Source organism: Deltaproteobacteria bacterium, from assembly GCA_026712905.1.
Lineage (GTDB): Bacteria > Desulfobacterota > Binatia > UBA9968 > JAJDTQ01 > JAJDTQ01.
In genome coordinates this window covers 1-21821 of sequence record JAPOPM010000066.1, presented here as the reverse complement: position 1 = coordinate 21821, position 21821 = coordinate 1, and the positions used below count along the sequence as shown (strand labels likewise).

Annotated in this window: 21 protein-coding genes; 14 read left to right on the top strand and 7 right to left on the bottom strand. The window is 62.8% G+C overall.

Annotated features, from left to right (window positions below):
- Window positions 1-124 precede the first annotated feature (124 nt).
- Window positions 125-1162, bottom strand: a complete 1038-nt coding sequence (locus tag OXF11_04945; protein MCY4486447.1) for a rod shape-determining protein — start codon at window positions 1160-1162, stop codon at window positions 125-127.
- Window positions 1163-1423: 261 nt separating this feature from the next.
- Between OXF11_04945 and OXF11_04940 the strand changes: the two genes are divergently transcribed.
- Genes OXF11_04940 through OXF11_04925 form a run of 4 tightly spaced genes read left to right on the top strand, consistent with a single transcriptional unit; the run spans window position 1424 to window position 5310 of the window.
- Window positions 1424-3322, top strand: a complete 1899-nt coding sequence (locus tag OXF11_04940) for a SurA N-terminal domain-containing protein (GenBank protein ID MCY4486446.1) — start codon at window positions 1424-1426, stop codon at window positions 3320-3322.
- Between the two features lie 15 nt (window positions 3323-3337).
- Entirely contained in the window at window positions 3338-3952 is a 615-nt protein-coding gene (locus OXF11_04935; GenBank protein ID MCY4486445.1) for a histidine phosphatase family protein, read from the top strand.
- 55 nt (window positions 3953-4007) lie between these two features.
- Entirely contained in the window at window positions 4008-4394 is a 387-nt protein-coding gene (gene gloA, locus OXF11_04930) for a lactoylglutathione lyase (protein MCY4486444.1), read from the top strand.
- A 10-nt stretch (window positions 4395-4404) separates the two neighbouring features.
- Complete coding sequence (locus OXF11_04925) at window positions 4405-5310, top strand: LLM class F420-dependent oxidoreductase (protein MCY4486443.1); 906 nt, start codon at window positions 4405-4407, stop codon at window positions 5308-5310.
- Between the two features lie 11 nt (window positions 5311-5321).
- On the opposite strand, the gene OXF11_04920 is transcribed toward OXF11_04925, so the two are convergent.
- Window positions 5322-6251, bottom strand: a complete 930-nt coding sequence (locus OXF11_04920) for an amidohydrolase family protein (protein ID MCY4486442.1) — start codon at window positions 6249-6251, stop codon at window positions 5322-5324.
- Window positions 6252-6477: 226 nt separating this feature from the next.
- On the opposite strand from OXF11_04920, the gene OXF11_04915 reads away from it, so the two are divergent.
- The 3 genes from OXF11_04915 to OXF11_04905 all read left to right on the top strand — a co-directional run bounded on the left by OXF11_04915 (window position 6478) and on the right by OXF11_04905 (window position 9157).
- Window positions 6478-7326, top strand: coding sequence for an alpha/beta hydrolase (locus tag OXF11_04915; protein ID MCY4486441.1), 849 nt, complete (start codon window positions 6478-6480; stop codon window positions 7324-7326).
- Between the two features lie 5 nt (window positions 7327-7331).
- Entirely contained in the window at window positions 7332-8372 is a 1041-nt protein-coding gene (locus tag OXF11_04910; protein ID MCY4486440.1) for an ornithine cyclodeaminase family protein, read from the top strand.
- A 107-nt stretch (window positions 8373-8479) separates the two neighbouring features.
- The gene (locus tag OXF11_04905; GenBank protein ID MCY4486439.1) at window positions 8480-9157 is read left to right on the top strand and encodes a lipid-binding SYLF domain-containing protein; all 678 of its coding nucleotides are present in this window, start codon (window positions 8480-8482) and stop codon (window positions 9155-9157) included.
- Between the two features lie 20 nt (window positions 9158-9177).
- On the opposite strand, the gene OXF11_04900 is transcribed toward OXF11_04905, so the two are convergent.
- The gene (locus OXF11_04900) at window positions 9178-9588 is read right to left on the bottom strand and encodes an OB-fold domain-containing protein (protein MCY4486438.1); all 411 of its coding nucleotides are present in this window, start codon (window positions 9586-9588) and stop codon (window positions 9178-9180) included.
- A complete protein-coding gene (locus OXF11_04895) occupies window positions 9585-10754 on the bottom strand; it encodes a thiolase family protein (GenBank protein MCY4486437.1) in 1170 nt (389 codons plus the stop codon). Before OXF11_04895 ends, OXF11_04900 begins: the two co-directional genes overlap by 4 nt.
- Before the next feature lie 201 nt (window positions 10755-10955).
- Here OXF11_04895 and OXF11_04890 point away from each other — a divergent pair, with 201 nt between their 5' ends.
- From OXF11_04890 to OXF11_04880, 3 genes are all read left to right on the top strand, one after another.
- Entirely contained in the window at window positions 10956-11312 is a 357-nt protein-coding gene (locus tag OXF11_04890) for a DUF2384 domain-containing protein (protein MCY4486436.1), read from the top strand.
- Between the two features lie 53 nt (window positions 11313-11365).
- Window positions 11366-11887 carry an RES family NAD+ phosphorylase gene (locus tag OXF11_04885; GenBank protein MCY4486435.1) on the top strand — a complete coding sequence of 174 codons (522 nt, stop codon included), beginning with the start codon at window positions 11366-11368 and terminating at the stop codon, window positions 11885-11887.
- 67 nt (window positions 11888-11954) lie between these two features.
- Window positions 11955-15533, top strand: coding sequence for a helicase-related protein (locus OXF11_04880; protein ID MCY4486434.1), 3579 nt, complete (start codon window positions 11955-11957; stop codon window positions 15531-15533).
- 62 nt (window positions 15534-15595) lie between these two features.
- Here the strand turns inward: OXF11_04880 and OXF11_04875 are convergent, their stop codons facing one another.
- The 3 genes from OXF11_04875 to OXF11_04865 all read right to left on the bottom strand — a co-directional run bounded on the left by OXF11_04875 (window position 15596) and on the right by OXF11_04865 (window position 18982).
- On the bottom strand, window positions 15596-16483 hold the full coding sequence (locus OXF11_04875) for a hypothetical protein (protein MCY4486433.1): 888 nt from the start codon (window positions 16481-16483) through the stop codon (window positions 15596-15598).
- A gap of 432 nt (window positions 16484-16915) precedes the next feature.
- Window positions 16916-18298 carry a ThiF family adenylyltransferase gene (locus OXF11_04870; GenBank protein ID MCY4486432.1) on the bottom strand — a complete coding sequence of 461 codons (1383 nt, stop codon included), beginning with the start codon at window positions 18296-18298 and terminating at the stop codon, window positions 16916-16918.
- Window positions 18299-18652: 354 nt separating this feature from the next.
- Window positions 18653-18982: a multiubiquitin domain-containing protein gene (locus tag OXF11_04865; GenBank protein MCY4486431.1), complete on the bottom strand. Its 330-nt coding sequence runs from the start codon at window positions 18980-18982 to the stop codon at window positions 18653-18655.
- A 125-nt stretch (window positions 18983-19107) separates the two neighbouring features.
- On the opposite strand from OXF11_04865, the gene OXF11_04860 reads away from it, so the two are divergent.
- From OXF11_04860 to OXF11_04845, 4 genes are all read left to right on the top strand, one after another.
- On the top strand, window positions 19108-19452 hold the full coding sequence (locus tag OXF11_04860) for a helix-turn-helix transcriptional regulator (GenBank protein MCY4486430.1): 345 nt from the start codon (window positions 19108-19110) through the stop codon (window positions 19450-19452).
- 95 nt (window positions 19453-19547) lie between these two features.
- A complete protein-coding gene (locus OXF11_04855; protein ID MCY4486429.1) occupies window positions 19548-20033 on the top strand; it encodes an ImmA/IrrE family metallo-endopeptidase in 486 nt (161 codons plus the stop codon).
- A 19-nt stretch (window positions 20034-20052) separates the two neighbouring features.
- Complete coding sequence (locus OXF11_04850; protein ID MCY4486428.1) at window positions 20053-21645, top strand: DUF1156 domain-containing protein; 1593 nt, start codon at window positions 20053-20055, stop codon at window positions 21643-21645.
- 46 nt (window positions 21646-21691) lie between these two features.
- Window positions 21692-21821 (top strand): IS5/IS1182 family transposase (locus tag OXF11_04845; GenBank protein MCY4486427.1); only part of this gene is annotated, 130 nt, incomplete at its 3' end.

The window sequence follows — 21821 nt, the reverse complement described above, 5'->3', positions numbered from 1 at the left end:
GCCTGAAATCCGGCTTTGCCGGCACGGGCGTCGGTCTGGCGGGATTGGGCCGGTTGCGGCGATGAGCGGGGCGAGTCCGCAGTTTTCCCTTTGCTGGCTGCGGCCACGTGTGTCCTCGGTCCTTTCAGTTGATGGTCACATCCTTGAGCAACTCGATCTCGTCCAGCGCCTTACCCGCTCCCAGGACCACCGACGTCAAGGGATCCTGGGCCAGACTCACCGGAAGCCCCGTTTCCTCACTGATCAGTGAGTCCAGATTCCGCAACAGCGAGCCGCCGCCCGCCAGCACGATGCCCCGGTCGACGATGTCCGATGCCAGTTCCGGCGGCGTGCGTTCCAGCGATACGCGCACGGCATCCAGGATCTGGTTGATGGGCTCCAGCAGGCAGTCGCGGATCTCTTCGTCCGAGATCAGCACCGTTTTGGGCACGCCCGCCACCAGGTCGCGCCCCTTGATCTCCATGGTGCGGATCTCGTCGCCGGGATAGGCCGAACCGATGGTGATCTTGATGAGTTCCGCGGTCCGTTCTCCGATCATCAGGTTGTGACGCCGCTTGATGAACTGGACGATGGCCTCGTCCTGCTTGTCGCCCCCCACGCGGATCGACTTCGAGTAAACGATGCCGGCCAGGGAGATCACCGCCACCTCGGTGGTGCCGCCGCCAATGTCCACGATCATGTTGCCGGTGGGCTCGGTGATGGGAAGCCCGGAGCCGATGGCCGCGGCCATGGGTTGTTCGATGAGGTAGACCTCCCGGGCTCCCGCGGACTCGGCGGATTCCCGGACCGCGCGCTTCTCGACCTCGGTGATGCCGAAAGGAACCCCGATGATGACCCGGGGACGGACCAACGAACGCCGGTGGTGCACCTGCTTGATGAAGTACTCCAGCATCGCTTCGGTGGTCTCGAAGTCGGCGATCACGCCATCCCGCAAGGGCCGGATCGCGACGATGCTCCCCGGTGTCCGCCCCAGCATCTTCTTCGCGGCGGCTCCCACAGAGAGGATGCGTTTCTCGCCGCGGCCATTCTTCTGGACGGCTACCACGGAGGGCTCGTTGCAGACGACACCTTCGTGTTTGATATAGATCAGCGTGTTCGCCGTACCGAGATCGATGGCCAAGTCGTTCGAGACAAGGCCATAGATCCTGTCGAGAAACCTCATGCGACCCCTCTGCGCTTCGATAACAGGCTGGAAACCGAGTCAAAGATATCAGAAGTCCACCCACGGTACAACAAACCGGAGTGTCCCCGGCGGACGATATTGCTCGTCGCCCCGGCCGTTCATCCGCTTCACATCACAATGACGGGTACCTATAATGACACGGTTCGCCTTGTCCGGATGTCCCAGGGAAACGGCCGTCGGGGCGGGCGGACGTGGATTACCACTCTGAAGTACTGAAGTATCGCAAGGAGCTTCTCGGAAATGCTTGACGTGTTGCGGAAACGGAAACGGTCGTGGCTGGTGCTGCTCTTGCTCGGGGTCGGCGTGCTGGCGTTCGTCATGGTCGGCGTGGGGCCCCAGGGGGGACAGCAGCAGGTCGTCACCATCGCCGAGGTGAACGGCGACCCGATCACCTACACCGAGCTTGAAAGCCAGTATTATCGAATGCTTCAGACCTACCGGCAACTGGCCGGCGGGCGGCTGTCGCCCGCGGACATCGAGGCGCTCAACCTGCGCGGCCAGTTGCTGGAGGAGTTGATCCAGCAGCGTCTGCTGTTGCAGGCCGCGCACGATCTGGGCCTCAAGGTCACGGACGGCGAGCTGGCCGACGGCATCGCCAGCCACCCGGCCTTCCAGGCGGGCGGCCGGTTCGACCGGAACGCCTACCGCCTGGCGCTGCGCGGGCAAGGGCTGACCCCCACGGAGTTCGAGACGCAGCAGCGCGAGGCCTTGGCGATCCAGAAGCTCCGGAGCCTCATCGGGGATTCCATTCCGGTGACCGCGGCGGAAGTCGAAGAGCGCTACCGCGTGGAGAACGAGGAGATTGCACTGGACTTCGTCCGTTTCGCCACGGATGACTTCGCCGAGGGAGCGGAGGTGACCGACGAGGATATCCAGACCTACTACGACGGCAACGGGGCGCTCCTGCGGGAGCCGCTCAAGGTCAAGACGCGCTACCTGGAGTATCGTGTGGACCGTTTCGCCGAGGACATCGAGGTGTCGAACGCGGACGTCCAGGCCTACTACGACGTCTACCGCGAACGGCGGTTCCGCCAGCCGGAGGCGGTTAAGTTCAGTCAGATCTTCATCCCGACCGACGAAGCAACCTCTCCCGAAGACAAGGCGGCGGCGCGCGAACAACTGGAAGCCCTCTTGAAGCAGGCCCGCGAAGGAGCCGATTTCGCCGAGTTGGCGAAACAGCACTCCAAGGACGAGAGCGCCGCCGAGGGGGGTGACATGGGCTTCGTCGTCCGGGGACAGCTCGTGGACCCGCTGGACGAGGCCCTCTTTGCCATGGAGGAGGGCGCGATCAGCGACGTGCTTGAGAGCTCCCTCGGGCTGCACCTGCTGAAGGCCGTCGAGCGGCGGGAAGACAAGATACGTGAGTTGGAGGAGGTACACGACGAGATCGCCGCCGCGCTCAAGCGGGAGCGCGGCGGGGCGCGCGCGGCCCGTGCCGTGGAGGAGGATCGGGAAAGGGCGCTGGACGGCGTGGCGCTGGCGCAGGTGGCCAAGGAGCGCGGCATCGAACCGGGTGAGACGCGCTTGTTCAGCGCCGGCGAGACGCTCGACGCCATCGGCGACGTGGAAGAGTTCTATCGCGCCGCCCTCACGCTCCGGACGGACCAGACAGGTCCCATCGTCGCTTCGCCGGACGCGTTTTATCTTCTCCAGGGGGCCGAGCGTGTCGAGCCGGCGGTGCCGCCGCTTGACGACGTGAAGGAACGGATCCAGGAGACGCTCGCGCGCAGGAAGGCGCGCGAGCAAGCCCAGAAGAAGGCGGAGGCATTCCTGGCCGAGATCAAGGGCGGCACGGACCTGCGCCAAGCCGCGGCGGCTCAGAGCCTCGCGGTGGAGGACACCGGCCTCTTCCCGCGCAAGCAGGCGAACGTTCCCGAGATCGGGATACTCCCCTTGCCCCTCGGCCGTCTTACCGCATCCAAGGCGAATCCGGTGGTGGACGCGGCCTACGCTCAGGGCGACTCGTTCTACGTGATGGTGCTGAGAACCGCCGTCGAAGCCGATCTCGCGGGTCTGGAGAAGGAGAAGGAGGACCTCACGCGGCAGATACACGAGGAAAAAGGGCAGCGCGCCTTCAGCCGCCTGATCGAGGACCTCAAGGCCAACGCCAAGATCGAGATCCATCCGGAATTCATCTGACGCGCGCGCTTTCCCATGCAGATCTTCCTGCTACGCCACGGCGAGACCCGCTGGAACCATGAGGGGCGGTGCCAGGGAAGCTCGGACATCGAGCTGAACGAGACCGGCCAGCGTCAGGCAGGCGAGGTGGCCGCCCACCTGAGCCGCAGACGCATCGACGCCGTGTACTCCAGTGATCTGCGGCGCGCTCGGGAGACCGCGGAAATCGTCGGCGGTCCTCACGAAGTCGCGGTCAGGATCGAGCCGGACCTGCGCGAGCTCGACCACGGGGAGATGGAGGGGCTTACCTTCGTGGAGGTGCGGGAGCGGTTCGGGGAGTTGATCGAGCAATGGCGGACGCACCCCGTGCGCGTGGAGTTGCCCGGGGGGGAGCGCCTGCTCGACGTGGACCGCCGGGTCTGGTGCGCGCTCAACCGCATTGTCGAGGGGCACGACGACGAAGACGCGATCCTCGTGGTGAGCCACAGCTTCCCGATTGTTTCGGCCCTGTGCCGTATCAGCGGGACCTCGCTGAACCAGTATCGTACGTTCCATCTCAAGCCCTGCGAACTGAGCCACGTGAGCTTCACACGGTCGGAGGGCTGGGCCATCCGGGAGGTCGTGGCGGATCCGGTGCGGGTCTGCGAGTGAACCGAACGGCGCGGCGGCGGATTCCGCGCTCGGCAACGCAGGAAAGGAGAACGGCATGAGAATCGTTCACACCATGATCCGGGTCAAGCACCTGGACGAGAGCCTCAAGTTCTATTGTGACGGATTGGGGATGACGGTCCTGAAGCGGAAGGACTACGAGTCCGGCCGCTTCACCAACACCTTCGTGGGTTACGGCTCCGAGGAGGACAGCGCCGTCATCGAGCTGACCTACAACTGGGACACCCACGACTACGACGTGGGCGACGGGTTCGGCCACATCGCCATCGGCGTGCCCGACGTGTACGCCACCTGCGACGACCTGCGCGAGAAGGGGGTCAAGGTCACCCGCGACGCCGGTCCCATGAAGCATGGCGGCGGGGTCATCGCGTTCGTGGAGGATCCCAACGGCTACAAGATCGAGTTGACCACGCGCAAGGAGTAGGGGGGATAAGATGAAGTTCGGGGTTTGTCTCACTCATTACGGCCGGGAGGTGGAGAGCGCGGAGTTGGTGGAGGCCGTCACGGAGATCGAGCGGACGGGGTTCGATTCCATCTGGGTGACGGACCACGTGGTGATCCCTGAAGGCGTGCGTGAGGCCCAGTTGATCTACCGCGAACACATGCTGGAAGCGTTCACGGTGTTCAGCTACCTGGCGGCGGTGTCCGAGCGGGCGCAGCTCGGCAGCAGCATCATCGTGCTGGGGTACCGCAACCCCCTGGTCATGGCCAAGATGCTGGCCAGCATCGACGTGCTTTCCGGCGGCCGGGTGATCTTCGGCGCGGCCGCCGGTTACATGGAGGGGGAGTTCAACGCGCTGGGAGTGCCGTTCGAAGAGCGCGGCGACGTGAGCGACGAGTACCTGCGCGTGATCCGGGAGGCCTGGAGCCACGACGAAATGGGCTTCAGCGGCAGGTACTTCAACTTCGACAAGGTGTACACGTCGCCGCGGCCGGTGCAGCAATCGGGGCCGCCCATCTGGATCGGCGGCAGGAGCAAGCGCGCCATGCGGCGCGCGGTGGAATTGGGCGACGGATGGCATCCGATCGGCCTGAGCGCCGCGGAGATGAAGGAGGGAAGGGCTTACATGGCCCGGCTGTGCGAGCGGCGGAAGCGCGCGCAGGTGCCGGGCATGTCGCTGCGCGCCAACCTGGTCATCGAGGGCGTCTCCGAGCCGGTGGGGCCTTACACCGGCCGCGCCGGCAACACTCCCTTCAACGGCGCCCCGTCATTGATCCGCGAGCGCATCGCCGAGTTCGAGGAGGCCGGCGTCGAGCACATCGTGCTGGACATGGCGACTCTGTCGCGCGCGAGCTTCCTGCGCACCCTGGAGGCCTTCGCCGCGCACGTCAGGTCCTGACCGATGAAGCCCTACAGGCGCAGCATCGCGCGCGAGATCCGCTCCGTGCGCGCGCGGATCTCCGAGGCGTTCTCCTGCTCGTCCACGACGGTCAACGCTTTCTTGAGCGGCCCCAACCCGCCACAGTAGTCCGACCCGAATACGATACCTTCGGACCCCATCACGTCGGCGAGAAAGGGCAGCGCCTTGGGCCGGACGCTCGCCGTGTCGATGGAGAAGTGTTCCAGGAAGATATCGGAGTAGCGCTTCTCGCCCTCCGGACCCTTGTGTTTCCAGAACATCCTCTGAACCAGCAGCGGGATGCCGCCGCCGCCGCTGCGTATCACGACCCGGAGCTTCGGGTAGCGGTCGAAGAGGCCGCTGGCGATCATGCGCATGACGCATTCGTTGACGCTCGCGTCCGACAGCACGCTGTAGGCCACCCCGGCGCCGCCGTCCTCCAGCCGCTGGAGCGTGGGGTCCTTGGCGCCGCCGCTGCCGTGAAGGAAGAGCGGCAGGCCCAACTCCGACGCCTTGGCGAACACCGGGTCGAGGTCGGGCAGGTCCACTTTCATCTCCCCGTCCACCCGCGGGTAGATGAGCACCGCCTTGAAGCCGCGCGCGGCCATGCGCTCGATCTCCTCCACCGATTCCGCGACGTTCTTGAGCGACAGCGCCGTGATGCCGCCGAAGCGGTCCGTATGGCCGCCGATGCGCTCCGCCAGCACGTCGTTGGACAGGCGCGCCATCGCCATGGCGTCCGCGTCGCCGAGCTGGTCGGCGTCCTCGCTCGCCCCCTGGCAGACGAGTTGGAAGTCGATGCCCGCCTCGTCCAGTTCCGCGAGCCGTTTGTCGAAGTCCTTCGAGTCGTAGCCGTCGACCTTGGGCGCCTTGCCGGCCTTCTGCTTGAACGCGTCCACGACTTCCGGGGCGGTATGGTGTGAATGCCAGTCGATCAACATGTAAAGGTTTCCTCCAATCACCGGACCATGAAGCGCGGATTATAGGGCCAGAGACTCAATGGGGTCAATGCAGTGTGAACGTCATTCTCCCGGAAGGGGGAATCCAGGTGGGGTGAGCCGGGGAATTTGACTGGCCCGGTCGCTTGGGCTAGTCGTGGGGCAACATCATCCAAGCTCCGACAATGCGCGATACGCGCGTGTGTACGGATTTTTCGGGAGGAACTGCATGTCGACTGCTGTCATCGACGGTATCGAGGTCTATTATGAAATCCATGGCTCCGGTCCGCCTTTGCTGATGCTGGCGCCCGGGGGATTCGATTCCACCATCGAGAAGTGGCGCGTGTCCACGGCCTGGAAGGGCCTCGACGCCCTGGCGAAGCTCGCCACCGAACACCAGGTCATCGCCTACGACCGGCGCGAGTCCGGGCAGTCCGGCGGCCGCGTGGAGCGCATCACCTGGACCACCTACGCCACCCAGGGGAAACAACTCCTGGATCACCTCGGCATCGACTCCGCTTTCGTCATGGGCGGCTGCATGGGCTGCTCGGTGGCGCTCTCCTTCGGCGTCAACTTTCCGGAACGGACCCGCGGATTGGTCCTCCACTGGCCGGTGGGGGGATACCGATGGAAGGCCTCGTGCCAGGCGCGCTGGGCCAACCACCTCGGATTCGTCCGGGAGAACGGCCTCGACGGGGTCGTGGAACGGGCGTCGAAGGGGACGACCTTCTGGGCCGATCCCGAGTCCGGGCCCTGGGCTTCGGTCATCGCCCGGGACAGCGCCTTCGCCGAGCAATTCGCCGCCGAGGACCCGGACCGCTACATGGGGATCATCGCGACCTGCGGTCCGGACCTGTTCGACCGCGACACCGCCACCGGCGCCACCGCCGAGGAAGTCATGGGCATCAAGGCGCCGGCCGTGATCATGCCCGGCGACGACGCGTCCCACGCCACCTCAGGAGCGCACTACCTGCGCGAGTGTCTTCCCAACGGCGAGTTCTGGAACGTCATGCCCCCCGACCAGACCACCGAGAACGTGTGCGAGCGCACACTGGAGTTCACCCGCGCGCACCGCTGACCGGTATGGCGCTGTTCATCAAGGCGGAGGAGCTCAAGGGGCTCATCTCCATCACCGAGGCGGTGGACGCGGTGGAGCGGGGATTCGCCTCCCAGGAGGAGCATCCCCTCTTCAGCCTGCCGCGCCAGCGCATGCTGGCGGACGACCGCCGCATCAGCGTGCACTCGGGCGGCTGCGTGCCCCTGAGCGTGGCCGGGACCTTCGTCCACTACGAGCGCCACAACTACACGGCCGACGACCAGAGCTACGCGGCGGTGGGGACGCGGGTCTACGTCTGCTACGACAGCGAGACCGGCGCGCTCCTGGCCATCATCGCCGGCTGCCCGCCCTTGTACCGGCGGGAGGAGCCGGGGGACGAGTTCGCCACCGAGACCGCCATCACCAGCGCCGTCGGCACCCGCGGGCTGGCGCGGCAGGATGCCCGGGTGCTGGGCCTTCTCGGCACCGGCCGTCAGGCGCGGCGCCACCTGGAGGCCATGTGCGCCATCCGGCCCATCACCGAGGTGCGGGTCTACAGCCGTAGCGCGGACAACCGCCGTGCGTTCTGCGAGACCATGCAGTCCTGCGTGGAGGCAGAGCTGAAACCGGTGGAGCGGGCCGAGGACGCCGCCCGGAACGTGGACATCATCGTTTGCGCCACCGGCAGCAACATGCCGGTGGTGTTCGGACGCTGGCTGGAGGAAGGGGTCCACGTCACCTCCATCGTGGGCAACAAGGAGCTCTTGATGGAGGGGCTGGTGAGCCGGCCTCGACGGGAGCTGGACGACGAGGTGCTGGCGCGGGCGGACGTGATCGTGGCGACGCTGGTGCAACAGGGTATCCAGGACGAACAGGGCGACCTGCTGGAGCCGGTGCAAAACGGAGTGATCGCTTGGGACCACGTCAAGGACCTGAGCGCTCTGGTCACCGGGAAGACCCGCGGCCGCCGCAACGACCGCGAGATCACCCTCTTCAAGCAGAACAGCGATCAGGGCGTCGGGTACATGGCGCTGGCGCGGCTTGCCCACGACAAGGCACGGGCCGCCGGTATCGGCACCGAGTTCTGAAGAAGTCGCGTATTCCGTTTTTCATGCCCGTCTCGCGTGGTATCCTGAAAGTGCACGGTCAGGCTGGGTCGTCGGTCCGCGGGCCACTGGAGGAAGAGAGGCATTCAATGAAGAGAACTCTGGTTTCGCTCGCCGTCTTGTTCCTCTTCTCCATGTCGTCCGCCGTCGTGTTCGGACAGCCAACGGCCGCGAAGGACTTGGCCGTCAGAGTGGACAAGGCCCGTGTGACCTTCGAGGAATTCCAACGGGATTCCCGGATGACGTGGTTCCGGAACAATGTCCGTTACGCCAAGGGCCTCCTCATCATGCCGAGCTTCGTCAAGGGCGGCTTTTTCGTTGGCGGCTCCATCGGCAAGGGCGTGCTCCTGGCGCAGGACAAGGACGGCCGGTGGAGCTATCCCGCCTTCTATGACGTGTTGTCGGGTTCCGTCGGCCTTCAGTTCGGCGTCGGGGCGGGCGAGGTCATCCTCATGATCATGACGGACACGGGCCTCAGGAGATTTCTCACCGACAAGTTCCAGCTTGGCGCCGACGCGAGCATCGGCGTGGGTCCGGACGGCGTCGGCGCCAAGGCCGAGATCTTCGACCTCTTCTCGTTCGCCCGCGTCAAGGGGCTGTTCGCGGGCCTGTCGGTGGAGGGCGGGGGCGTGGTGGTGAGTCGAGACGACAACCGCACCTACTACGGGACCGTGGATGTCACGCCACGGGACATCCTGCTCCGGAGAAGCGTCAGCAACAAGCAGGCCGATCCGCTCATCCAGACGCTCACCAAGGCGTCGCGCTAGCGCGCGGTTTACACGGGCGGTCAGCCCGCGGGCCTGAACTTGTAGAGGGTCACGTCCTCCGTGACATCCTCGAACACCACCTCCACGGGTTGGTCGCATTCGAGCTTCTCGGGCGACTCGTTCACCACGTTGCTCACCAGCCGAGGTCCTTCCTCCAGTTGAACGACCGCGAACACGTAGGGGACTTCGCCCTCGAACCCCGGGTGGTACACTCGGTGGTAGACGCCGAACGAGTGGATCCTGCCGCGGCCCGACGCCTTGGTCCAGTCCCACTCCGTGCTCCAGCAGTGCGGGCAGGTGGCACCGGGCGGGAACCAGTATCCGGAACACGCGCGGCACCGCGGCAACAACAACTCGTGGCGCTTGCAGCCCTCCCAGAAGGGCTCCGACTCCACCGTGGGATACGGCAACGGCTTGGTGTACTCGCTCATGATGCTTCCCTCGCCAGGATCATGGCGGACTGGCAGGCCGTATTGCCGCCGTGTTCGCTCACCAAGGCCACTTCGGCGTCCTTCACCTGGCGGTCGGGTCCGTGCTCGCGGCGGACCTGGCGCACGCCTTCCACGATCTGCAACATGCCTTCGGTATGCCCTTCCGAGAGCTGCCCGCCCGATGTGTTGGTGGGCAGCCGGCCGCCCAGCCGCAGCGCCCCCGAAGCGGCGAACGGGCCGCCTTCACCCTTGTCGCAGAAGCCGTAGTCCTCGAGCTGCAGCAGCACCATCTGCGTGAAGCAGTCGTAGAGTTGGGCCGTGTCCACGTCCTCGGGGCCGATGCCGGCCATGCGGTAGGCTCCCTCGCCCGCCTCCTTGGCCCCGGTGGTGAGCATGTTGCTCTCCTCGAACCAGCCGCTGAGCCGGTTGCCGAAACCGAAACCCATGACATGGGCCGGCGGCTGCTTCAGGTCCCGGGCGCGTTCCGCCGAGGTCACCACCACCGCGGCGGCGCCGTCGATGTAGACGCTGCAGTCGTAGAGGCACAGGGGATCGACGATCATACGCGCGTTCAGGTACTCCTCGATGGTGACCGGCTTCTGGAAGAACGCGTTGGGGTTGCGGCTCGCGTGCTCGCGGAACGCCACCGCGATGTGGCCCAACTGCTCCTTGGTGGTGCCGTAGAGCTTCATGTGGCGCCGCGCCGACACCGCGTAGTTGGACGGAGCGCCGAACCAGCCGAACTCGGGCCCGAACTCGCCCTGGTTCTGGATGCCGATGTTGACCCGCTTGCGCGCGGTCTCCGTGCGGTGCGTCCGGGACCACGTATCCCGCCCGAAGCCCACCACCGCCGTGCTGCAAAGCCCCGCATCGATGGCCATGCACGCCATGGCCACCCCCAGCACCTGGCTGGCGCCGCCGTTGTCCGTCGACGTGCTGTAGGTCACGTTGAGCCCCAGCGCCGCCCCCACCCGCTGGTGGTGGCAGTACACGTCATCCGGCCCCCGCGTGATCAGCCCGTCCACGTCCGCCTTGGTCAACCCCGCGTCCGCGATGGCGTTCCGCGCCGCCACCGCGAACATCCCGATGGGCCCCATCTCCGGCACCTTGCCGAGCTTGCTGTGCCCGACGCCCACGATGGCGTACTTGCCGCGCAGGTTGTTCATGGGATTCCTCCTGGTGGTTCTTTCGATTGGTCCCTCGATCCGACCGCCACGATACACGAAACGGAGGGGTTGGGCGAGGGATGCGAATCAACTCCATAGCATCCGCGCTGTTGACTTGTGTGTTTCACTACATATGATATTGAAACCAAGGTGTCATCGGATACAGGAGCCACCCGGCACACCGACCGCGCGGAGTTGCGTATGGAACAAACAAGGAAGATGGGCAAACCGGTTGTGCGGTTCATCGAACGCTTGCAGCAAACCGGTGGCTTGAAGGGAACCGACATCGCTAATTTTGCCGGTGTATCCAAGGCGACGGTATCTCGATGGGGGAGCGGCCAGAAGTCGCCGCATCCGAAAACGCAACTCATCATGTCGGATCTGTCCTACGTGGTGATGCGGCTCAGCGAATACTATAGCCAAGAGGAAGTTCGCGCCTGGCTCTATGCACGGCACCCGCAGTTGGACGGTGAGCGGGCCATCGACCTGATCCATGGCGAGCGCACCGAAGAAGTGATCGCCGTCCTCGATCGCTTGGATGCGGACGCGTATCTCTGAAGATGGCGCAAGGGAACCGCTTCCAAACCGGGTTCCGGATACGGGATCGGCGATTGCTCGATGCATTGGAACGCGTCGAGCAATCCCCCTACTCGGGAACGGTGTGGCGGTCGGTGCGAGAGGGCTCTGATCCGCTTGTATGCTCACGGGCTGGAGGACGTTGGGACGACGGCACGCTGGACGTGCTCTACACCTCGGAAACACGCGAGGCCGCCATCGCGGAGCGACGTTTTCATCTGTATCAAGGCCAGCCTCTTCCGCCTTCGAAAGTACGCTATGAGCTGTTTGAATTGGCGGTGCGCCTGGATGCGGTCATGCGCTTCCCCAGCCTCGAAGCACTCTCGGCCATCGGCTTCGATGCGGCCTCTTACGGCCACCTGAGCTATCTTGAGCGGCAGAGAGAATACCCGCGTTCTCAGGAGATCGCCGAGGCATGCGCCTTCCTGGGCGCGGACGGCTTGTTGGTCCCCAGCGCACGTGGTCCGGCGTCGAACAACTTGATCGTCTTCTGCGAACAGGAGACTCGGATCGTCAAAACGGTTGTTCGCAGCCATGGCGTCGTCGAAGTCGGTTGAACGGCCTAACCGTCCACGGAAAGTGGCGCTTGGAGCTCAACCAGCTTCAACTTGAGAGGCCCATGGGATGAAACTCGAAGACCTTCAACCTAGCACCGCCGTAAAGGGCATCCTTGCCGACAGCCTTGTCACCGTCGTCAATGTCCAGTGGTTCGGCTCGGCGGCGCTGGAGCTGACCTACAAGACGCCGACGGGCAAGGTCGCCAACGAACTGCTCTATCGCGACGACGAGCCCCGGCTCGAGGTCGTGGAAGTCGGTCGGCCCTGGAGCCTTGACGGGGACGGGGCGCTCTTCCGGCTCGTTTCCGAGGCACAACGCATTCGTCTGGCGCACCTGTTCGATCCGGTATTGGCCGTTCACACTTCGGTGGTGGAGCCGCTTCCGCATCAGATTACCGCCGTCTACGAGTCGATGTTGTCGCGCCAGCCGCTGCGTTTCCTGCTCGCCGACGACCCGGGAGCCGGCAAGACAATCATGGCGGGCCTGCTCATCAAGGAGCTGATGGCGCGAGGCGATCTGGAGCGTTGCCTGGTGGTCTGCCCGGGGAGTCTCGCGGAGCAATGGCAGGACGAACTCTACCGCAGGTTCCAGCTTCCGTTCGAGATCCTCACCAACGACAAGTTGGAAGCGGCGCGCACAGGCAATTGGTTTCTGGAAACCCCACTCGTGATCGCTCGCCTGGACAAACTGTCACGCGGCGACGACGTACAGGCCAAGCTCAGCGCCCCCGATTGCGGCTGGGATCTCGTGGTGTGCGATGAGGCGCACAAGCTGTCGGCCACCTTCTTCGGCGGCGAGATCAAGTACACGAAACGCTACCGGCTGGGCCAGCTCCTGTCGGGTCTGACACGGCACTTCCTGCTGATGACGGCGACGCCGCACAACGGCAAGGAGGAAGACTTCCAGCTATTCATGGCTTTGCTTGACGGCGACCGCTTCGAGGGCCGCTTCCGTGACGGGGTCCACGTCACGGATGTCTCTGACCTGATGCGGCGCATGGTCAAGGAACGTCTTCTGAAGTTCGACGGCAAGCCGCTCTTTCCGCAGCGCATCGCCTATACGGTCCCTTACAAGCTGTCGGAGGCTGAGGCTCGGCTCTACACGGCCGTCACCGACTATGTGCGCGAGGAGTTCAATCGCGCGGAGGCGCTGGCCAACGCCAAGCGGGCCGGCACGGTGGGCTTCGCCCTGACAATCCTCCAGCGGCGGCTCGCCTCGTCGCCGGAAGCGATCTATCAGTCGCTTCGCCGGCGGCGCGAACGCCTGGAGAGCCGCCTGCGCGACTTGGAGGTGCTTCAACGGGGCCGACAGGACACCTTTGTTCCCGCGTTGAACGGTCCACAGTTCGATGCGGAAGATGTCGAGGATCTTGACGATGCGCCGGAACAGGAGATAGCCGACGCGGAGGTGCACATCCTTGATCAGGCGACGGCCGCCCGCTCTATTCTAGAGCTCAAGGCGGAGATCGACACGCTAAGAACACTGGAGGCGCAAGCGTTGAGTGTGCGCCAGAGCGGTGGCGACACGAAGTGGCGAGAGCTGGCGAGCCTTCTCGGCGAGATCTTCACGTCGGCCGGGTTCGCCGATCGAGTCGAGGACGATGCGACCCCCTACGGGGCAGGTCCAATCCCGCCACCTGTGCCGTCCCCGCGGCAGAAGCTGGTTCTTTTCACCGAGCATCGCGACACCTTGAGTTATCTTCAGAGCCGAATCACTACTCTGCTTGGGCGTGAAACCTCGGTCGTGATGATCCACGGCGGCATGGGCCGGGAGGATCGACTCAAGGCGGAGGAAGCGTTCCGGCACGACCCCGAGGTCCAGGTGCTGCTGGCGACAGACGCCGCGGGAGAAGGCATCAACCTGCAGCGCGCCCACCTGATGGTGAACTACGATCTGCCCTGGAACCCCAATCGCCTGGAGCAACGTTTCGGCCGCATTCACCGGATCGGCCAGACGGAAGTGTGCCACCTGTGGAACCTGGTGGCGGACGAAACACGAGAGGGCGACGTCTACCGCAAGTTGCTGGACAAGCTGGAGCAGGCGCGAGAGGCGCTGGGAGGTCAGGTATTCGACGTGCTCGGCAAGTTGGAGTTCGAAGGAAGGCCGCTGCGAGAACTCCTGCTGGAGGCCATTCGGTACGGCGAGCAGCCGGAAGTTCAGGCCCGTTTGGATACCGCGGTGGATCACGCGCTGGATCGTCGCATGCTCCAGGACCTGCTGGAGGAGCGGCAGTTGGTCCATGATGGCATGGACGCGGGCCGGTTGCACCGGATTCGTGAAGACATGGAGCGGGCCGAAGCGCGTCGCCTTCAGCCGCACTACATCGAGTCGTTCTTCCGGGAAGCGTTCCAGCGCCTGGGTGGCTCGGTGCGGCAACGTGAGACCCGCCGTTACCAGGTAACCCATGTCCCGGCGTTGGTCCGCAACCGCGACCGGTTGGTTAGCGTGCGTGAGCCGGTGTTGCCTCGTTACGAGCGCATTGCTTTCGAGAAACACATGGTGGCGCCCCCGGGCCAACCCTTGGCGGCCTTCGTCTGCCCGGGACATCCGTTGCTGGATGCTGTTCTCGATCTGACCCTCGAACGTCACCGCGATCTCCTGAAGCGAGGTACGATTTTGGTGGACGAGGGCGACAACGGGACCACTCCCCGTATGCTCTTTTTCGTCGAACATGCCGTGCAAGACGCAAGCCTCACCCGCACCGGCGAACGGCGAGTCGTGTCGAAGCGGGTGCGTTACGTGGAACTCGATGCGGACGGAGCGACGCGTCACGTACATTATGCGCCGTATCTGGATTACCGGCCGTTGTCGGACGACGAACCGGGGGTCGAGGCCGTCCTCGACCGTGAGGAATGCGCGTGGATTCGTAAGGATATGGAACAGACGGCCCTGTCTTACGCTGTCGAAAAGGTCGTCCCCGAGCACCTGAAGGAAGTGCGTGCCGCCAAGCTGAGTTTGATCGCGAAGACCGAGGCTGCGGTCAAGGACCGCCTGACGAAGGAAATCACCTATTGGGATCACCGGGCCGAACAGCTCAAGCTCCAGGAACAAGCCGGCAAGACCGGTGCGCGGCTCAACTCAGGAGAGGCGAGGAAGCGGGCGGACACCCTCCAGGTGCGGTTGCAGAAGCGGCTGGAGGAACTGAAACTCGAAGCACAGATCTCACCATTGCCCCCGGTGGTGCTGGGCGGCTTGCTGGTAGTTCCCGTCGGCTTGATCGAAGCCATGTCCGGGGGTGGCGTGTCAGGACTCAGGACGCCGAAGGACACCCAGGCGTCCGCCGCGCGCGCCCGAGCCATCGTCATGGATGTGGAGCGGCGTTTGGGCTTCGAACCTACTGATCGGGAGTTCGAGAAGCTGGGCTACGACATCGAGAGCCGGGTGCCCGAAACCGGCAAGTTGCGGTTCATCGAGGTGAAGGGCCGCGTCAGTGGGGCAGCTTCCATCACGGTTACGCGCAACGAGGTCCTCTACTCCCTGAACAAGCCTGACGACTTCATCCTCGCCATCGTCGAGTTCCTGGGAGACGACGGTCAGCGGGTCCATTATGTTCGCCGACCCTTCGGGCAGGAACCGGACTTCGGGGTGACGAGCGTCAACTATGATTTTGGGGAGTTGTTGGCGCGGGCGGAGAGGCCGAGTTAGGGCAGAACGGTTTCTTTACGCGCTACGCAGTGGTGTTTACTGTTTCGTTCGGCTTTCGCCAGTTACAGAATGACCGAGGTTTGAAGGGATTCGAAAATCTTCCGATTGCCGGCCAGTGCCATCCGAAGATAACAGTACAGCTCCCAGTATAGACGCCACAAGGGATCCTTATTTCCAAGGAAAAGAATATTGAGGTCCAGGTCAAGTTTGGCTGTTTCCCAATCGATCATCTGGCCGTGTGACGGGAATCTCTCCGTATCCATCAATCGACTGGGGGTTAGAGTGAAATTGCCGCCGTGACGCTTGAGGAGGTTCTCAGCACATGTGCGAGCGCGATCTCTTACTTGTTCCACCTTCCGTAGAAGAACCGGGTCGAATTTTGCCATCGTCATCCGGAAAACCGGATCTGCTGGTTCTCGTCGAAGATTCTCTGCTGCTGCTTCGTAGGATTCTATGTAGTTGAACACCGAATGCCAATGCTGGTTTCCGTTTTGGTCGGGTAGCCTAACCTGGGGGTCAATCGGGCCCAGCTCAGACGTGTCGCTCATCACAATTGCGTTTGCCCCCAAGGCTACCAGGGTCCCAGCACTCTTGGCCTTGTCCGGGACGACGATCCGGAAGTCGCCCGTCGGTATGTCTCCGTCAGTTGGGGTGGTAACTTGACGAATCATGTGTACCAGCTTCTCCGCCGTGTCTATGTCGCCACCAGGTGTGTTCAGAAGGAGGTCGACGGAAGTGCCGGCTTTCAGTGGATAGAGCAGCTCCTGCGTATAGACGGTGTCTTCAGGCAGAATCAGCTCATCCTGAGCGATATAACAGATGAGTGCTTTGCCTGTCGTCCGTTGAATTCTCTGAATAATTTTCTTCCGCCCGTCTCTATCAAAAGGCCGCGCTTCTGCGAGCGGTGGGTTGGATAGAATACTTGGGGAACTAGCGGCTATGGCGTCCATGAATTGATTCCTTGCACGGTGTCCGAGCTTCGAACAACGTGGCATCTCTTGTCCAAATTACTCTCCCGCGTGTTAGGAAGTAGTGGCAGGTCCCACCCCCGCCTAGGTAATGCACGCTTGGTGACACGGTGATCCGTCCGAATAACGACACCTTGAGCCGCCAATACGGTGTCTTGTTAATGTCAAGATTGAGCATGATTCGATGATCGGAATTGCATGGGCAGTCGAAAACAAGCCACTTTTGCAATGACGGCGTTCCTACGAGAATGGCCCTATGGTGAGGAATCAACTCCGGGATACGGTCCGCCTCCGGTACAGTCCGTTCAATGCGCCATCGTGTCGCGGTCAGGTATTCACGGACTCGGCGCAACTTCAGTCCAAGGTGCCGCAAGCGCCCCCGCCGGTATCCGCTGCTGGAGGACTTCCTCATCGTCACATGGTCCAAAGCTGTTCCAGAAACGGCTCCGTGTCGCCTAGGCCCCACTTGTTTTGGCCTTGATGACAGTAGTGCCGAGCCCGCGGGGTTGCGATGTTTGTCGAGAACTCTCGGTCATGTACTCGAAGTAGCACTTCGCTCGGTCGTGTTGAATGTCCATAACCGACGAGACGCTCGAGCAGCTCGTTGATCGCTGCCGAGGCGACTAGAGTTGTGAAAGCAACAACCGCCGGTTCAACGCGCCCCAAGGCGGGTGCGTACCCTTCGTCGGCTAACCTAGTGCGTTCCTGGTTCGTTTGCATCTCCGCCGATGCTCGCGCCGTGTCGATGCGGTTTCGGCAAACCAGACAGGCGTTGCCCGGGGAAAGAACGGTAACTCGACCGTCAATTCCGGTGAGTAGCCCTTTCATGTCGCTGCTAAGGACCACTCCTATGTCGATTACGGGTATCAGGTAGTAGGTCGAGAGCCTGGACAGTACGAGCCTTCCGGCGTTGTCGTCGGTGCACCCGAAAATGAGGTCAACATTTGCAAGAGCTCGGGCTATGGAGGCGTCAGTGCATTTGCCCTTGATCGTCTCGCATTGAAGGTCTGGAGCGATGGCCGCCAAGTGTTGGGCAACCACAGAGACTTTCGGTTTGCCGACGTGGGTAGGTGTCGAGCCGTACACACGAGTGACATTCGTGGCACACAGCGTGTCACCGTCGACGAGCAAGAGCTGACGCACTCCCAGACGTACCAACTGTTCGGCGATTGAAGATCCGGTCCCACCAGTGCCTACGATGGCGATTTTCAACATGCCTAGCGTCCGTTGAACATCCTCGCCGAATGCTCGAACATTGCGGTCGAAGAGAGTCGGCTCAATGGAATGTGGCTGAAGATCAAAGGTAGGTCGGAGCCACCACCGGTCTCCGATGAGCCAGAAACGGTCAATAGCCTTTTCCTCGGCACCAGACTTTTGCAGCGTACCTGTCAGGTCGAGAGTCGGACCATTCGGAGAGACGATCACGGTTCCATAGAACTCGGAGTCACTTCGGATTCGAAAGAGATCCGAGATCTGGGAATCGACAACCTTGTCCCGTTCACTACGACGTGGCGCGTTCTGCGGATGTGTATGCAGCCAGATGGGTATTGCCCCATCGTCTGTGGCCGAGCCTAGGGCGCTTAGGTAACCCTCCGGCGTTACAGCCATACCGGTGGCCGCACGATAGCGGTATGAATCCTCGGACGCCCAATAGAGGGTTCTTCCGAGCAGGCGCAGGTCACCGCCGGGAGCTTGGTGACAGCGAGCGGTCAAAACGCCAGCACGTTCAGTCGGTGACGTGGCGGCCAGAATCAAGTCGCCAGTGATCGTGTCCGGCAAGACGACAGTGATACTCATGCGGCGGCCCCCAACTCCCGGTGTACGAGGGTTAGGTAGCTTTCAAGGCCGTCGACTCCAGGACGCCACTCTCCTTGGTTGAGGTGGCGGGACCAGCGTTGCCAAGTTCTCCCCAGGTGCATCTCTTGGACTTGAGTCTGAGGTATCGTTTTACCGTCGGGCCGCGACACCGGGGGGTCGAACCACCACATGTCGGGTGGAACGTCAGGAAAACCCGCTGCGAGCCTCAACAGTAGATCCGACTGGCGCGGCGTCAAACCTGAGGGTAGCGGGAAGTTGGTGATGATGACGCATACCATCTGGTTTTCTAACGCCTCAGAAAACTCAGGGAACTTGGCCTGGAGATAGTGTCGCTCATCTGGTGGTAGCATGCATTACCTCCTCCCGTGACTCTCGTGCGCCTGGGTTGATTAAAGCCGGCGCCGAGAAGAAGCGCATACCATCGTGAATCTCAAGCTCCTCGTCGTTGCCGATCTTCTTGTCTGAGCCGCCGGGGACCACCAAGAACAGGTCTCGTTTCTCATCGATCTCGGGATCGGCGAGCTTCCGGAGTTCCCACCCCGTCATGACTATCTTCGTGTCCGGGGGTTTGTCGGTTAGTCGGTACTCCTTGCGGTCGATCTGAATGACGACCCCTCCCTCAGGGGTGCTCTCCACACTGGTTTTGTCGTCGGATAGTGCCATGAAAAACCTCCTTCTAAGGCCTGAAATGCACAGTTGTCAAACCGCTCGAAACGTGAAACACTTAGTCAGTGTAACCACTCCGTCTCACATGTCAAGCACTTCGGATAGAATTTCAGGAGGAGGCGATGCCCGAGCCTTATTCACTGGCTTCTTTGGGACAATTGGTCGCGCAGAAGCGCGGCAAGGTCGGTATCCGGACTACGGCACGGGAGATCGGGGTGTCGCCGGCCACGTTGTCACGGATAGAGAACGGGAAGCTTCCAGACTTGGAGAACTTCGCCAGGATCTGCCAGTGGTTAGACGTGGATCCGGCCAGTGTCCTTGGTTTCGATCCTGAAGACCGCGGTCGGAGGACGGTTGCGGTGCACTTCCGAAGCGAAAAGGCCATGGCTGTAGAGACAGCGGCGGCTCTCCAGGAACTGATCCTGGCGGCGCAACATATGCTGGCGGCGGAGGAGGAGAACGATTAGTGCGGCGGGGATTCAAGGCATGGTGCGAAAGGACCTCAGCAGAGTATCGGCAGGCCCTCGGAGTCTCCTCTGAAGAGGCTCTGGCCCCGAGGGCGTTGGCGGCATTTCTTCGCGTGCGCGTGGCAACGCCGCAGGACTTTCCCCTTCTTTCGTACAAATCCCTCCAACAACTGACGGTAGCAGATCCGGACAGTTGGTCGGCCATCACGGTTTCGCAGGGTGGGATTAATCTCGTGATCCTGAATTCAAGCCAACCCATCACTCGTCAGACAAACAGCCTTGTCCATGAGCTGGCCCACATTATTCTCAACCACAAGACGGATGATGCTCAAGTTTCGGCCGAGGGTATTCTGTTCCGTGCTCAGTTCAACAAGGAGCAGGAAGACGAAGCCGCTTGGCTTGCGGGATGCCTCCTTGTCCCGGCCGAAGGACTACTCGACGCTTATCGGTGGACCCGGGCACCCCGGCTGCTGGCTGAGCAGTTCGGGGTCAGTGAACCTCTCCTTGAATGGCGCTTGCGAATGACTGGAGTTCAAAAGCGGATGGCGCGTGTGCGGCGATCTTCCAAGACGGGCCGTTAGTTCTTTGTGGCACCACACCATGACCGATAAGAAGAAACTCATCGAGGTCGCTCTTCCGCTAGACGCAATTAATCGGGCCGCGGCACGGGAGAAGTCGATCAGACACGGGCACCCAAGCACGCTCCATCTCTGGTGGGCGCGGCGGCCGCTCGCGGCCGCGCGGGCGGTGATTTTCGCACAGATGGTCGACGACCCTTCGGACCGTCCAGATCTGTTTCCCACGGAAGTTGATCAGCAAAGGGAGCGCGAACGGCTTTTCCGGCTGATGGGGGAGATGGTCCAGTGGGAGAGTACCACCAATGAGGATGTGCTGCAGCAGGCGCGACACGAAATCCGAGTTAGCTGGCGGCGGTGTTGTACCGACAACGCGGGACATCCACGGGCTGGAGAGTTGTTTGACCCTGACAAGTTGCCTGCGTTTCACGATCCCTTTGCCGGAGGCGGTGCGTTGCCGCTGGAGGCTCAGCGGTTGGGACTGGAAGCTCACGCGAGCGATCTGAACCCGGTGGCGGTCCTGATCAACAAGGCGATGATCGAGATACCGCCCAGGTTTGCGGGGAGGGAGCCGGTGAACCCGGAGGCGCGAGAAGGCGGAGGGGCAGGCAAGCCGTTGCTGACAGAGCGTAAGTGGACGGGAGCGCAGGGGCTCGCCGAGGATGTCCGTTACTATGGCCGGTGGATGCGAGACCAGGCGGAGGAGCGTATCGGGCATTTGTATCCGAAGGTCGAGATCACCGACGAGATGGTGCGGGAGCGGCCTGACCTGAAGCCGTACCAGGGCCGCAAGCTGACGATGATCGCGTGGCTGTGGGCGCGCACGGTGAAGAGCCCGAATCCGGCGTTTGCGGATGTAGAGGTGCCGTTGGTCTCTACGTTCATGCTCTCGACGAAGAAGGGGAAGGAGGTGTACGTCGAGCCGGTGTTCGAAGGGAGCGGGTACCGGTTTGCGGTGAAGGTGGGGGTGCCGGCAGACCCCGAGGCGGCGAAGGCTGGAACCAAGATGGCGCGCGGAGCCAACTTCAGGTGCTTGCTGTCGGGGACGGCCATTCCGAGCGACTACGTCAAGACGGAGGGCAAGGCGAAGCGGTTGGGGTCACGGCTCATGGCTATAGTGGCGGAGGGGGACCGGGGTCGGGTCTATCTGCCACCGACCGTGGAGCACGAGGAGGCGGCGGCGAAGGCGAACCCCACGTGGCGGCCCGAATTGGAGCTTCCGGGCAACCCCCGCTGGTTCTCTCCGCCAGACTATGGCATGCCCGCCTTCGGCGATCTCTTCACGGCGCGGCAACTAGCTGCCTTGACCATCTTCTCCGACTTGGTGTCGGAAGCGATGGAGCAGGTCAACAAGGACCACTGGGGAGTGACCTCGGCCATGGTTGACGACGACCGGCCCTTGCGGGAGGCGGGTGCCGGACCCAAGGCATACGCCGAGGCGGTAGGGGTGTATTTGGCATTCGCAGTGGACAAGGGAGCCAACTACTGGTCCGCAATCTGTGCTTGGCATACGGGTGCGGCGAAATTAGTGTCCACCTTCGGACGCCAAGCACTCCCGATGGTTTGGGACTATACCGAGGCAAATCCTTTTAGCAGGTTGTTGAAAAACTCCGCCTGACGCGGATAACAGTAAGTATCATATTCGTATCGACCTGGAGTAAGCGATGAGAGGAACAGATCCGCGTCAGGAAGGGATGTTCAGTTATGTGTCGCCGGAAGCGCGAGTGCCAGCAGACCATCCGTTGCGAGCGATACGGAAGATGGTGAACAGGGCGCTTGAAGGACTGACGCGGG

What these genes read in the sequence shown, in the direction of transcription:
- OXF11_04945 (MCY4486447.1), bottom strand. Translation starts at nt 1,162, where the DNA reads ATGAGGTTTCTCGACAGGATCTATGGCCTTGTCTCGAACGACTTGGCC.
- OXF11_04940 (MCY4486446.1), top strand. Translation starts at nt 1,424, where the DNA reads ATGCTTGACGTGTTGCGGAAACGGAAACGGTCGTGGCTGGTGCTGCTC.
- OXF11_04935 (MCY4486445.1), top strand. Translation starts at nt 3,338, where the DNA reads ATGCAGATCTTCCTGCTACGCCACGGCGAGACCCGCTGGAACCATGAG.
- gloA (MCY4486444.1), top strand. Translation starts at nt 4,008, where the DNA reads ATGAGAATCGTTCACACCATGATCCGGGTCAAGCACCTGGACGAGAGC.
- OXF11_04925 (MCY4486443.1), top strand. Translation starts at nt 4,405, where the DNA reads ATGAAGTTCGGGGTTTGTCTCACTCATTACGGCCGGGAGGTGGAGAGC.
- OXF11_04920 (MCY4486442.1), bottom strand. Translation starts at nt 6,251, where the DNA reads ATGTTGATCGACTGGCATTCACACCATACCGCCCCGGAAGTCGTGGAC.
- OXF11_04915 (MCY4486441.1), top strand. Translation starts at nt 6,478, where the DNA reads ATGTCGACTGCTGTCATCGACGGTATCGAGGTCTATTATGAAATCCAT.
- OXF11_04910 (MCY4486440.1), top strand. Translation starts at nt 7,332, where the DNA reads ATGGCGCTGTTCATCAAGGCGGAGGAGCTCAAGGGGCTCATCTCCATC.
- OXF11_04905 (MCY4486439.1), top strand. Translation starts at nt 8,480, where the DNA reads ATGAAGAGAACTCTGGTTTCGCTCGCCGTCTTGTTCCTCTTCTCCATG.
- OXF11_04900 (MCY4486438.1), bottom strand. Translation starts at nt 9,588, where the DNA reads ATGAGCGAGTACACCAAGCCGTTGCCGTATCCCACGGTGGAGTCGGAG.
- OXF11_04895 (MCY4486437.1), bottom strand. Translation starts at nt 10,754, where the DNA reads ATGAACAACCTGCGCGGCAAGTACGCCATCGTGGGCGTCGGGCACAGC.
- OXF11_04890 (MCY4486436.1), top strand. Translation starts at nt 10,956, where the DNA reads ATGGAACAAACAAGGAAGATGGGCAAACCGGTTGTGCGGTTCATCGAA.
- OXF11_04880 (MCY4486434.1), top strand. Translation starts at nt 11,955, where the DNA reads ATGAAACTCGAAGACCTTCAACCTAGCACCGCCGTAAAGGGCATCCTT.
- OXF11_04875 (MCY4486433.1), bottom strand. Translation starts at nt 16,483, where the DNA reads ATGGACGCCATAGCCGCTAGTTCCCCAAGTATTCTATCCAACCCACCG.
- OXF11_04870 (MCY4486432.1), bottom strand. Translation starts at nt 18,298, where the DNA reads ATGAGTATCACTGTCGTCTTGCCGGACACGATCACTGGCGACTTGATT.
- OXF11_04865 (MCY4486431.1), bottom strand. Translation starts at nt 18,982, where the DNA reads ATGGCACTATCCGACGACAAAACCAGTGTGGAGAGCACCCCTGAGGGA.
- OXF11_04860 (MCY4486430.1), top strand. Translation starts at nt 19,108, where the DNA reads ATGCCCGAGCCTTATTCACTGGCTTCTTTGGGACAATTGGTCGCGCAG.
- OXF11_04850 (MCY4486428.1), top strand. Translation starts at nt 20,053, where the DNA reads ATGACCGATAAGAAGAAACTCATCGAGGTCGCTCTTCCGCTAGACGCA.